At 42.8% G+C, this 12,941-nt stretch carries 12 protein-coding genes; 3 read left to right on the forward strand and 9 right to left on the reverse strand.

Annotation, left to right across the window (positions count from 1 at the left end):
* Positions 1 to 16 precede the first annotated feature (16 nt).
* The 8 genes from ndk to DXA54_RS12995 form a co-directional block, all read right to left on the reverse strand.
* Positions 17 to 481, reverse strand: a complete 465-nt coding sequence (ndk, locus tag DXA54_RS12960) for a nucleoside-diphosphate kinase (protein WP_004305483.1) — start codon at positions 479 to 481, stop codon at positions 17 to 19.
* A gap of 223 nt (positions 482 to 704) precedes the next feature.
* Positions 705 to 2,801: an ATP-dependent DNA helicase RecG gene (gene recG / locus DXA54_RS12965; RefSeq protein WP_004315467.1), complete on the reverse strand. Its 2,097-nt coding sequence runs from the start codon at positions 2,799 to 2,801 to the stop codon at positions 705 to 707.
* Positions 2,802 to 3,461 carry a 2-C-methyl-D-erythritol 4-phosphate cytidylyltransferase gene (locus DXA54_RS12970; RefSeq protein WP_004297252.1) on the reverse strand — a complete coding sequence of 220 codons (660 nt, stop codon included), beginning with the start codon at positions 3,459 to 3,461 and terminating at the stop codon, positions 2,802 to 2,804.
* Positions 3,462 to 3,468: 7 nt separating this feature from the next.
* Positions 3,469 to 4,020 (reverse strand): DJ-1 family glyoxalase III, encoded by a 552-nt coding sequence (locus tag DXA54_RS12975; RefSeq protein ID WP_004297251.1) that lies wholly within the window; start codon positions 4,018 to 4,020, stop codon positions 3,469 to 3,471.
* Positions 4,021 to 4,047: 27 nt separating this feature from the next.
* Positions 4,048 to 4,923, reverse strand: a complete 876-nt coding sequence (locus DXA54_RS12980; protein ID WP_004315466.1) for a cell envelope integrity protein TolA — start codon at positions 4,921 to 4,923, stop codon at positions 4,048 to 4,050.
* Positions 4,924 to 4,929: 6 nt separating this feature from the next.
* Entirely contained in the window at positions 4,930 to 5,346 is a 417-nt protein-coding gene (locus DXA54_RS12985) for an ExbD/TolR family protein (RefSeq protein ID WP_004305499.1), read from the reverse strand.
* A 7-nt stretch (positions 5,347 to 5,353) separates the two neighbouring features.
* Positions 5,354 to 6,070, reverse strand: a complete 717-nt coding sequence (locus DXA54_RS12990; protein WP_004297248.1) for a MotA/TolQ/ExbB proton channel family protein — start codon at positions 6,068 to 6,070, stop codon at positions 5,354 to 5,356.
* A complete protein-coding gene (locus DXA54_RS12995) occupies positions 6,067 to 6,783 on the reverse strand; it encodes a pyridoxine 5'-phosphate synthase (protein WP_118032033.1) in 717 nt (238 codons plus the stop codon). Before DXA54_RS12995 ends, DXA54_RS12990 begins: the two co-directional genes overlap by 4 nt.
* Before the next feature lie 148 nt (positions 6,784 to 6,931).
* Here DXA54_RS12995 and DXA54_RS13000 point away from each other — a divergent pair, with 148 nt between their 5' ends.
* The gene (locus DXA54_RS13000; RefSeq protein ID WP_004305502.1) at positions 6,932 to 7,801 is read left to right on the forward strand and encodes an NAD kinase; all 870 of its coding nucleotides are present in this window, start codon (positions 6,932 to 6,934) and stop codon (positions 7,799 to 7,801) included.
* 633 nt (positions 7,802 to 8,434) lie between these two features.
* Here DXA54_RS13000 and DXA54_RS13005 read toward each other — a convergent pair.
* Positions 8,435 to 9,307: a hypothetical protein gene (locus DXA54_RS13005; protein ID WP_004297244.1), complete on the reverse strand. Its 873-nt coding sequence runs from the start codon at positions 9,305 to 9,307 to the stop codon at positions 8,435 to 8,437.
* Positions 9,308 to 10,192: 885 nt separating this feature from the next.
* Here DXA54_RS13005 and mdh point away from each other — a divergent pair.
* Both mdh and DXA54_RS13020 read left to right on the forward strand, forming a co-directional pair.
* Positions 10,193 to 11,134 carry a malate dehydrogenase gene (gene mdh, locus DXA54_RS13015; RefSeq protein WP_004297234.1) on the forward strand — a complete coding sequence of 314 codons (942 nt, stop codon included), beginning with the start codon at positions 10,193 to 10,195 and terminating at the stop codon, positions 11,132 to 11,134.
* Positions 11,135 to 11,404: 270 nt separating this feature from the next.
* Positions 11,405 to 12,868 (forward strand): TolC family protein, encoded by a 1,464-nt coding sequence (locus DXA54_RS13020; protein ID WP_004305509.1) that lies wholly within the window; start codon positions 11,405 to 11,407, stop codon positions 12,866 to 12,868.
* Positions 12,869 to 12,941 lie beyond the last annotated feature (73 nt).

Genomic DNA, 12,941 nt, shown 5'->3' on the forward strand with positions numbered 1-12,941 from the left:
TTTTTATCAATTCTATTTAATATTCGTCATTTGCATACAGGTAGTTAAATGTTGCCTGCTTGTAATCGAATATTTCTTCCGGTTTAAAAAATCTCTTTAATTCAATAGCCGCAGTCTCCGGAGAATCAGAAGCATGAACTATATTTTCCTGAAAGCTCATGCTGTAATCCCCACGAATGGTACCCGGGGCAGCCAGACGTCCATTAGTTGGTCCCGCCAACGTACGGACTGTTTGAATAGCATCCACACCTTCGAAACAACAAACAATGACAGGAGCTGTCATCATCGAATCTTTCACACGCTGAAAGAAGGATTTGCCGCTAAGGTGGGCATAATGTTCGCTCAACAATTCATCAGTCAGTTGCATCATCTTCATGCCAGCCAACCGTAATCCTTTACGCTCAAAGCGATGAGTAATCTCACCAACCAATCCCCGTTGAAGGGTACACGGTTTTAAAATGACCAGCGTTTTTTCAAGCATAATACTCGACTTTGCAAATGGTTAAACAATACATTTACTAAAAAAATTCTTCCAAAGATAGTGTTTTCCTACGAAATGGCAAGGAAGTTATTAACTATTTTTCAGAAGCTTAGAACGAAAAGGAAGAGGAATCAGGTCGTTAAACTCCTATAAATAGGGAGAATAGAGCCGAAATATGTTTTGCAACACATTTACGCAAATAAACTGCATGTTTAACCGTTTTTCAGCTTATGGCAGCCCAGTTAACATTCGTTTTCCGTAAGGCTTTAAGCTGTCGCCATAAGATTTCGTTCTCCGGACTTTGTGCTGCAGGGTCTTGTTCTACAATACTTTCAGCTATAGCACGAACGTATTGCAACAGTTGACCGTCGCGGACAATATCCGCGATCTTCAAATCGAAAGCGATACCGCTTTGCTGTGTACCTTCAAGATCACCGGGACCACGCAGTTTCAAATCGGCCTCCGCTATTTCAAAACCATCATTGGTGCGCACCATGATTTCCAATCGTTTCCGGGTATCCTCCGTCAACTTGTAATTCGTCACCAGAATACAATAAGACTGTTCTGCTCCACGCCCTACCCGACCGCGCAACTGATGTAACTGTGATAACCCGAAACGTTCTGCATTTTCAATAATCATAACCGAAGCATTCGGAACGTTCACTCCCACTTCAATGACGGTGGTAGCTACCATGATCTGCGCTTTCCCCGAGACAAAAAGCTGCATTTGCTCATCTTTCTCGGCTGGTTTCATTTTACCATGCACTTTACAAACCGTACACTTCGGAAACTCTTCCAGAATATGCTGATACCCTTCTTCAAGATTCTTCAAATCAATTTTTTCGCTCTCTTTAATCAGCGGATAGACAATATAAACCTGGCGTCCTTCGTCGATCTGCTTACGTACCGAACGATACATGCTTTCCCGGCGATTGTCGAATTGATGGATGGTAGTAATCGGTTTTCTTCCGGGTGGAAGTTCATCGATAACAGACACGTCCAAGTCACCGTACAAAGTCATCGCCAACGTACGGGGAATGGGAGTGGCAGTCATTACAAGTACATGCGGAGGTTGAACATTCTTACTCCAAAGACGGGCACGTTGAGCCACGCCAAAACGATGTTGTTCGTCAATCACAACGAAGCCTAAAGAAGAGAAATTGACAGTATCTTCAATAACGGCATGTGTTCCTATTAATATCTGCACATCTCCTGTCAGCAATCCGGCCAGAATCGCTTCTCTCCTTTTTCCTTTAATAGAACCTGTCAGTAGCTCAACACGAATATCCATGCCAAAAAGCAGTTCCTTAATGGTTTCGTAGTGCTGGTTTGCCAGGATTTCGGTAGGTGCCATCATACAAGCCTGATAGCCATTATCCAATGCCAGCAACATACTCATCAAGGCAACCAGTGTTTTTCCGCTTCCTACATCTCCCTGCAAAAGGCGATTCATCTGTCTGCCACTGCCGACATCGTTCCGTATCTCTTTCAACACCCGTTTCTGCGCACCCGTCAGTTGGAAAGGAAGATTCTTTGCATAAAATGTATTGAACACATCTCCCACTTTTTCAAAGATGTATCCACGATACCTTTTCTGCCTGTCTTTGGCATATCGGAGAATGTTTAACTGAACATAAAACAGTTCTTCAAATTTAAGACGGTATTGTGCCCGACGGAGGACGTCAGGATTGGTTGGGAAGTGGATATTCCGGAGCGCTTCCGTCAAAGGCATCAAATGATGCTCCGTCAGCAACTTGGGAGAAAGTGTTTCAGGTAGAGGCTCCTGTATCTGCTGAATCACCGTTGCCATCATCTTCTCAATCGCGTGAGAGTTGAGGAAACTGCGTTTCATCTTCTCCGTCGTACTATAATAAGGTTGCAGCCCCACCGAGGAAAGTTTCAAATCATCCGGTTTGTCTACATCAGGATGCGCCACATTGATACGTCCGTTGAAAACAGTAGGTTTGCCGAAAATAATATATTCCTCGTGAAGTTTATACTTTCCCAAGATGTACTTTATACCTTGAAACCACACCAAATCCACGACTCCTGTACCATCCGAAAAATGCGCTGTCAAACGGCGCTGCCGTCCTTCACCAATGGTCTCGAAACCGAGGATTTCTCCTTTCAACTGGATATACGGCATATTGCCATCTATTTCATGAATGTAATAGATGCGGCTCCGGTCAATATATTTATAAGGGAAATAATAAATTAAATCGTGCAAGGAATAGATTTCCAACTCCTTATTTAATACAGCGGCTTTTTGAGGGCCTACACCGGAGATAAATTTTATGTCGCGTGTGGCTAAATCGAACATTTATAAAAGAGCACTCCCTACTTTTAAATCGAAAGGAGTTGTTATTTTTATATTTTCACGGTTGCCTTCTGCCAGATAAACGGGCATTCCCATCGCTTCCACAACGGAAGCATCATCTGTAAAGAAGGGGGTAAATTCCTGGGCATAGGCTTGTTGCAGCAACTCTACATCAAACACTTGCGGCGTTTGCACCAGTTTATAATCAATCCGGCTGACTGTTTCACTTCCGGCATCTGTCAAATGGCGAAGCGTCTCTACTACATCCACCACAGGAATCACTGCTTTTTGCACCTCTGCCAACTCATAACAACGGCGAATCACTTCTACTGATACAAACGGGCGTACTCCATCATGCACTCCCACCAATCCCGGCTCTTGCACCAGTGCCAGCCCGTTCTTTACGGAATGGAAACGTGTTTCACCTCCTTCTGCAAGGACATGTTTTACCGTAAAATGATGTTCATCGCAAAGTTGCTTCCAGAAACTTTGTTGCTCCTGCGGAAGCACCAATATGATTTGAAGTGCCTCGTCATATCTCCTGAAGACTTCCAGGGTATGCATCAACACAGGTTTATCACCCATGGGAAGGAATTGTTTGGGAAGATCACTTCCCATTCGCAAGCCCTTTCCACCGGCGACAATGATTACATATTTCTTCATGGACGGTTTAGCGTTTAACGCACATCGCTTCTACCAGTTCGTCTACTTTTTCTTTACCTACCAACAGGTCAACGATTGTCAAGGCAAATTCCATAGCAGCACCTGGTCCCATACCCGTAATGATGTTTCCATCACGTACGACATGTGCATTTACACATTCGGCACCATCCAGATATTGTTCGAAACTCGGATAACAGGTAGCCTTCTTTCCTTTCAGCAGTCCCAGTTTACCCAACACCATCGGAGCAGCACAAATGGCAGCAATAGGTTTACCTTTTGCAGCAAAATCAAGGATCAATTTGCGCAATCCTTCGTGCTTGTCAAGTGTAGCAGCTCCCGGCATTCCTCCCGGCAACAACAAAAGTTCAGCATCAAAGAAATCACAATTCTCGAAATTAATATCGCAAAGAACGGATACATCATGTGCTCCTACTACAATTTCATCCGGTGTAACGGATACGATTTCTACATTCAGTCCGGCACGTCTCAACGTGTCAATAGCAGTAAAGGCTTCAATTTCTTCAAAACCATCTGCAAAAAAAGCGTATACAGTTCCCATAATGCTTAATATATTTGGTTAATGATACTATCTCAAGTTAAAATAATAGGTGATTGTCCCTGTCTGGTTATTCACTCCATCGATCGTATTAAAACGGGCTTTCTTAGCTGCATCCTCCGCCGCCTTACGCAAAGCGGAATTTACAGTGTTCGTTTGAGGGCTAATGCTGGTCGATATCACTTGCCCTGCAGGATTCACGGTGATATTCACCACTACACGTCCTTCTTCCTGCACATTATATACAGGCTTCGGCAAACTGCCCGTACCTAAAGAACGTCCGCCAAGGTCAAATGTTCCATAACCTCCGGTTCCGGTCTTCGCTCCGGTAGAAGAGTTACCCTCCTTGCTACCTTCGGTTCCCGTGCCACTAGCCGCTGTTCCTTTATTTCCTGTCATTTGCGCTCCTTTTCCAAACGCACCGGACACCCTCTTTCTGGCAGCTTCTTCGGCAGCCTTACGTTCACGTTCCGCTTTTTCTTCTGCCAGTCGTTTCGCTTCTGCAGCTTTTTCCGCTTCCGTTTTTTCCGGCTTCTTCACCGGTTCTTTCGGCTTGACCATCTCTTTAGGTTTCACCGTCTCTTTTTTCGGTTCTTCCGTCTTAGGCTTCAAAGTGACCGTTTCCTCTTCAGTCTGTGTCAGTAAATCCTGTTCAGAAGGGAGTTGCGGTTCTGTTTCCGCAGGCGGTGCTGCCGCATCTTCATCCATAATATCCACGTCTACCAGAGAGGGATCATCGAAACCACTTGCTGCGTCTACATTTCCCATCATCACAGGCACTCCGCCTGCATCTTCATCCGGTTGGGGGACAGTAAAGCTCACCAGAATCAAAAGAGCAATCACTGCCACATGCACCAACAGTGCACCGAGCGCTCCTATGTATTCACCCTTTTTTCTTCTGTCCATTGTTTCTTATTTATTTTCAGGCGGGCGGGTAGCCAGCACCATCTTAAAATGATTCTCGTTTGCAATGTTCAATACCCTTACAATCTCACGATAAGGTACCGATTCATCTGCATACAATGCCACATACATTTCCGGTTCCTTCTCTGCACAACTCTGCAAAAATGAAGTCAGATCGTTCAGCGCCACCGGCTGCTCTTTTTCATTGCCGAAAGCGGCATAGAAATTCAAGTCCTTATCGATAACCACTCTTGTCAGCGGCTTGGCCGAAGTCTGCTGCTTGCCTTGAGGCAGCAATACCTTTATGGCATTGGGCGACACCACCGTAGAGGTTATCATAAAGAATATCAGCAACAGGAAGATGACGTCCGTCATGGAGGCCATGCTGAAATTGGGCGATACTCTATTTCTTCTTTTTAATCCCATCTGCCAATTATTTTGCAGGCTCGTTCAACAGGTCCATGAACTCCATTGTACGAGATTCCATTTTATTTACCACACGGTCTACCAGCATCACCAGATAATTATAGGCAAACATAGCGATGATACCGACAATCAGACCACCGACCGTTGTAATCATAGCTTCATAGATACCTCCCGAAAGCAAAGTGATATCAATGTTTCCACTTCCGGCATTCGCCATTTCGTAGAATGCGCGTACCATACCGGTCACCGTACCGAGAAATCCGAGCATTGGAGCACCTCCGGAAATAGTTGCCATCACAGTTAGTCCTTTTTCCAACTTTGCAACTTCAATGTTACCCACATTCTCAATAGCTACCTGCACATCGTTAATAGGACGTCCCAGACGGCTGATTCCTTTTTCTATCATACGTGCCGAAGGGGTATTCATCGTACGGCAATAGTTAATAGCCGCTTTGATCTCTCCACTATGAATATAGTCTTTAATCCGTTCCATAAACATGGGGTCCTCTTTTCCTGCTTTGCGAATCATGTAGTTACGTTCAAACAGGATATAGAAACAGATAACCGACAGTACGCCCAATACAATCATAATCCATCCACCCTTGACAGCCATATCAAGCATGTTCATTTCCGGAGCGTTTACCTCCGTCAGCACGGGGTTGGCAGTAGCCAGTGAGTCGGCCATATTCATAGCCCCTTGGGCTAACAAGATCATTGCATTCATGAGCGTAAACAGTTTTTATATTCCTGAATGGTACGTTCGAGTCCCAGATACAGTGCATCGCTAATCAACGCATGTCCGATAGACACTTCATCCACCCAAGGAATGTTTTTATAGAAATAATTTAAATTCACCAGACTTAAATCATGACCGGCGTTCAATCCGATACCCAGTTTACGGGCAGTCTTTGCAGCTTCGATAAAAGGAGCGATAGCTGCTTCCGGATTCTTCGGATAGTCCGTCGCATAAGGTTCAGTATACAGTTCGACGCGATCCGCCCCTGCTTTTGCCGCATATTCCACCATTTCAGGATCGGCTGCCACAAAAACGGAAGTACGAATGCCGGCACTGTTAAACTGATCGAGAACTTCCGTCAGGAATTCCTGATTTGCTTTCGTATCCCAACCTGAATTGGAGGTGATCTGTGAAGGATCATCGGGTACAAAAGTAACCTGATGAGGTTTTACTTTCAACACCAAGTCAATAAATTCCGGAGACGGATAACCTTCAATATTAAATTCAGTCCGCAACAGAGGACGCAAATCATATACATCAGAACGACGAATGTGACGCTCGTCAGGACGGGGATGAACGGTGATACCATCAGCCCCAAAAGATTCACAATCAAGCGCTACCTTTACTACATCGGGCACATTTCCCCCGCGAGCATTTCTTAGCGTAGCAATCTTGTTTATGTTTACACTTAATTTAGTCATAGTTCTACGTTATATTTGCCGCAAAAATACAAATATTATTATTAGTTGCCTAATAATACGAAACGCATTATGGGTTCTTTTTTGGTTATTTAAAGTAGAAATCCAAGAAAAAATGCCAAATTTGCATCCTGAACTAATGATATTGCTTATGAAATTCGCCATTTTCGGAAATACTTATCAGGCTAAAAAGTCCTCTCATGCTGTCACCTTGTTTAAACTTTTAAAGAAACAGGGAGCAGAGATTGGTATGTGCAGGGAATTTTATCAATTCCTAGTTTCTGAAAATATGGATATTGAAGCAGATCAATTATTTGATGGTGATGATTTTACTGCCGATATGGTAATCAGCATCGGAGGCGACGGAACGTTTCTGAAAGCTGCCCGCCGCGTAGGAAGAAAAGGGATTCCTATTTTGGGAATTAACACAGGACGTTTAGGATTTCTGGCAGATATTTCGCCGGAGGAAATGGAGGAAACATTTGATGAAATCCAAAACGGCAGATATAGTGTGGAAGAACGGAGCGTACTTCAGTTGATCTGCAACGACAAACATCTCCAAGATTCTCCTTATGCCCTCAACGAAATAGCTATTCTCAAACGGGACAGCTCCTCTATGATTAGTATCCGGACAGCTATTAATGGCGCGTATCTGAATACTTATCAAGCTGACGGGTTAGTAATTGCCACTCCAACAGGTTCCACAGCCTACTCTTTGAGTGTAGGAGGCCCGATCATCGTTCCTCATTCCAACACTATTGCCATCACTCCGGTGGCTCCACATAGTCTCAACGTCCGCCCTATCGTTATTCGGGATGACTGGGAGATTACATTAGATGTAGAAAGCAGAAGTCACAACTTCCTCGTCGCCATTGACGGGAGGAGCGAAACTTGCAAAGAAACGACTCAACTAACCATTCGCCGGGCAGATTACAGCGTAAAGGTAGTGAAACGTTTTAATCACATTTTTTTCGATACACTCCGCAGCAAGATGATGTGGGGAGCTGACGGAAGACGGTAAGCAGTTCACATTATGCAACCGTTATTCCTCATCACCCGATTCAACTATACGGTACTTAAAAATAGAACTTCTAAAAAAAGGGACATTCAAACTGGTGAGAATGCAACAATTTTGGGTATAGATTCCAACTAAAGACAAAAAGGGCTGGGATTTACGATCTTCAGAAATCAGATTAACATTATTTTCCCCTATATTTACTCAATAAGATTAAAATATACTGATTACACTTGCAAATCATTCTTTTATAGACAACAGTCATTCATTTTATCAGTTTCTCCTTACCTTTATTTACATACAAACTAGAGAAAAAAATAGCTTCTAATCATTCCTATATGAGTTCCTCACCGAGAAATGAGATGTCCCTCACCGAGGAAGGATAAGTTCCTCGGTGAGGGACATCTCGTTGGCTTTAATCCAACGAAGGCTTCCATGATTAAAAAGCCGCATATTGTCTGCAAATTCATGCTACGCTCGCCCTATTTTCTGTATATTATTGCAATTATTTATGCAGTTCTTTCCCCAGTTCATCCATAAAAGAACAACTGTTGCCCGAAGAAATATTAAAAACAGACCATCGGGTTAGCTAATATAGAAGAAAATAGAATATCGGTAGAGAAAAAGAATACCCCGATATTAATCTAACATAAAGGTCTGCGAACCAATCAGATTACCACCTTCGAAGATATCAACACGGTAGTTTCCGGCATACAAGAATTCTTCTACATCCCAAAACACATTGATATTCTGTTCTTCTCCGTTATATTCAATATACTTCTTAATTGAATAAACCAATGTACGGTTTTCATAAGGGAAAGTATTGGATGCACTCTTGGTCAGTACATCATTATCGGGTTTGGTTATACGTACATAGATGGTACGTTCACCGTTTTCGGCGGTTATATTCTTCACGACCGTGAAACTGATGGCTAACTTCACCACGTCTTTCACTTTCTTCGCCACTTTACCACGTTTATTGCGTGGTTCGATACGAATATTAGTTGCATCGAGTTGTGCGGCTAGCGTCACCTTCTTATTCAGATTCTTCTTTTCTTCAGAAAGGTTATCGATCTGTCGTGAAGCCTGATTATACTTTTGAGTCACTTCAGCTATGACCTGTTTCTGCTGTGCAGTCAGTTTATTCAGAGAGTCGATCTGATTAATATATCCAATCATTACCTTACGCAAAGTAGCCAACTCATTCTTTAAACGACGAATCTCTGTAGCATTCGTGCTCTTCACTGTACGAAGTTCTTCCAAGAGACGTTGAGTTTTCAATTGTTCCTGTTCCAGTAATTGAGATAAAGAGTCATTAGAAATCGTCATCTTTAACTCATCATATTGTTGTGCAAAACGGGTATATTCGTTTTCCAGATCTTCCTTATCTAATTGGAATTCCTGCACTAACTCCCGGTTAGCTTGTTTTTCGGTAAACAATAAATAAGTAATACCAATAATAGCTATCACCAAGATAGCCACGGCCGCAATAAGAAGGCTTTTTTTACTCATAGTTTCAGTTGTGAATTGATAACGTGCGCAAAAGTAATCATTTCGCAACAGAAGTCAAGTATAAAAAGTGAGAGTTTTTGAAAAACTCCCGACTAATCTATGCAATTTTAATTTATTAACCAGTCAACCAGGCCGAGCCGACAGACGCAAAGTACCCCGACTGATTCTCCTTTATGATCCTAAGCGGCCACTGGCATTACCTGATCGGAGCAGCCTTATTTGCGACTTTTACCTCGTTTGCGTACTGGTTTTGAAGCAAATGACACTTTAGCAAACCAGTATTGAAATTATTTTTTAGTGAAGCGGTAGCCCGAGAAATAATATAGAATTTACCTAACGTACAAACGTACGTTATCTACCGTGTGAATGTCCGTTACCCACCGGGCGAGCATCAACAACCTACCAGACAAAAGTCGGTTATCTGCCGGACGAACAGTTCATGAGGGACACGGGAACAGAAACGGCACCGACGAAGTGGTCCGAACCGACAACGGCAGCATCCAAAGCCATCTTCTCTGCCCAGTATTATTGCTGTTGTTTATAACAGAAATAATACTTTTACTTACTCTTCTCTTCTCTACTCTTCTCTACTCTACTGGTTTTCATTGGGTTTTTCCCCTTTACTGGCGGGCGTTTCAGCGCTTCGTACAGCCCTCTCCGAACACCCTCGTTTTTGTATCGTTTTCGTTGTTTATTCTCCACTTCTCTTCCACGCTTGCCAACGGCTTGTTCGACTACTTTTTTTTCATGATAGCTATCCATTCCGGAGAACTTCGACCTTTAACTAAAATTATTACGGAAAAATTTCTTTAATCAGGATTATCGTTGTAATTTTGTCGCGCTAAAAGATAAAACAAATTATCAACTTTTTAAATATATAGTATTATGTCAAAAGTAACCGTAGTAGGCGCAGGTAACGTAGGTGCTACATGTGCAAATGTACTTGCTTTTAATGAAGTAGCAGACGAAGTAGTAATGCTGGACGTTAAAGAAGGCGTTTCAGAAGGTAAAGCAATGGATATGATGCAGACAGCTCAATTGTTGGGTTTCGACACTACATTGGTAGGCTGCACGAACGACTATGCTCAAACTGCTAACTCTGACGTTGTTGTGATTACTTCAGGTATTCCTCGTAAACCGGGTATGACTCGTGAAGAACTGATCGGTGTGAACGCTGGTATCGTTAAATCGGTAGCAGAAAACCTGTTGAAATATTCTCCTAACGCTATCATCGTTGTTATCTCCAACCCGATGGATACAATGACTTATTTGGCATTGAAAGCTCTGGGCTTGCCGAAAAACCGTGTAATCGGTATGGGTGGTGCTTTGGATAGCTCTCGTTTCAAATATTTCTTGTCTCAAGCTATCGGTTGCAACGCTAACGAAGTAGAAGGTATGGTTATCGGTGGTCACGGTGATACTACGATGATTCCTTTGACTCGTTTCGCTACTTACAAAGGTATGCCTGTAGCTAATTTCATCTCTGCAGAAAAACTGGAAGAAGTTGCTGCTGCTACTATGGTAGGTGGTGCTACGCTGACTAAATTGCTGGGTACTTCTGCATGGTATGCACCGGGTGCAGCAGGAGCATTCGTAGTTGAATCTATCCTTCACGACCAAAAGAAGATGGTTCCTTGTTCTGTATTATTGGAAGGTGAATATGGTGAATCAGATCTTTGCATCGGCGTTCCTGTAATCCTCGGCAAGAACGGTATCGAAAAGATCGTTGAACTGAATTTGAACGAAGATGAAAAAGCTAAGTTCGCAGCTAGCGCAAAAGCTGTTCACGGAACGAACGCTGCTTTGAAAGAAGTAGGTGCTCTGTAATTAATCCCCTTACTTTATATATCAAGAAAGGCTGTTCTTCACTACGAGGAACAGCCTTCTTTCTTTTCTACAGAATCCTACCCCACTATATTTCTAAAAAAAGCTAATTCGTTTTGAGTTCTCACAGAAAGCACATACATTTGCATCGTTGTTTATGCAATTATTGTTTAAGTAAACAAGTACAAAAAAACAGACTACTTTAATAAACAAATTGCATAAGAACAGGGTTATTTAAAATAGAAGTACCACCTTATTAATATGCAAGATGCGATGAAAAAAGTTTTTCTTCTGACATTTCTGTTAAGTTTCACTTTTACAGTAAAAGCGCAGAGCTTTCTAAGTCTGGATAGTTGCCGCGCATTAGCTCTTGCCAACAACAAAGATTTGTTGATAAGCAATGAAAAAATAAGTGCGGCTCATTATCAACGAAAAGCTGCATTTACAAATTATTTGCCTAATTTCTCGGCAACGGGAGCTTACATGAGGAACCAGAAAGAGTTTTCATTATTAAACAATGACCAGAAAGCCGCGCTTTCAGGGTTAGGAACGAATCTGGCTGGCCCCATCCAACAAGCTGCAACCGAGATTGCAACAGCACATCCTGACTTGGCACCACTTATTTCTTCCTTAAGTGGAAAATTAGGAGCGGTGCTGCCCGCCCTCGATCAAGCGGGAAACTCTTTAGTGGATGCACTCCGTACAGACACCCGAAATGTCTATGCAGGTGCCATTACATTGACACAACCTTTATACATGGGCGGGAAAATCCGGGCGTACAACAAAATAACAAAGTATGCCGAAGAGTTGGCTCAAGAACAACATCACGGCGGTATGCAGGAAGTAATCATGAGTACGGACCAAGCCTATTGGCAAGTCATTTCACTGGTTAATAAGAAGAAGTTGGCGGAAGGTTATCTAAAGCTTCTGCAACAGCTGGACAGCGATGTAGAGAAAATGATTAATGAAGGAGTAGCCACCAAAGCGGATGGTTTGTCTGTACGCGTCAAGGTAAATGAAGCCGAAATGACACTGACTAAAGTGGAAGACGGATTGAGTCTTGCGCGAATGTTGCTGTGTCAACTATGTGGTATTGATCTTAGTTCTCCCATCACACTGGCAGACGAAAATATGGAAGACATTCCACTACTGACAACGGACCCTCATTTCGATCTATCCACCGCTTATGAGAATCGTCCGGAGATACGTAGCCTCGAATTGGCAACGCAGATTTATAAACAGAAAGTAAATGTAACCCGTGCGGAGCATCTTCCATCCATCGCATTGATGGGGAATTATATGGTAACCAATCCCTCTGTTTTCAACAGCTTTGAAAACAAGTTCAAAGGTATGTGGAATGTGGGAGTTATGGTACAGATACCTATATGGCACTGGGGAGAAGGTATTTATAAAACCAGAGCGGCAAAAGCCGAAGCTCGTATTGCACAGTACCAACTTCAGGATGCTCGTGAAAAAATAGAGTTGCAGGTCAATCAGGCTGCATTCAAGGTAAAAGAAGCTGGTAAGAAACTGGTAATGTCTTCTAAAAACATGGAAAAAGCGGAAGAAAATCTACGCTATGCAACACTTGGTTTTAAAGAAGGAGTGATTGCCACCAGCAATGTTCTTGAAGCACAAACAGCATGGTTGTCTGCTCATTCAGAAAAGATTGACGCGCAAATAGATGTGAAGCTGACGGAAATCTATCTGAAGAAGTCTTTGGGAACGCTGAAATAAATAAGATTCGGAAAAATAAAGTTAAGAACCCAATCAGAAACAACCCAATCTCTAACCAACTCACAATCTATAA

Origin of the sequence: Bacteroides sp. OF03-11BH, assembly GCF_003604005.1 — a bacterium.
Classification (GTDB): domain Bacteria; phylum Bacteroidota; class Bacteroidia; order Bacteroidales; family Bacteroidaceae; genus Bacteroides; species Bacteroides ovatus.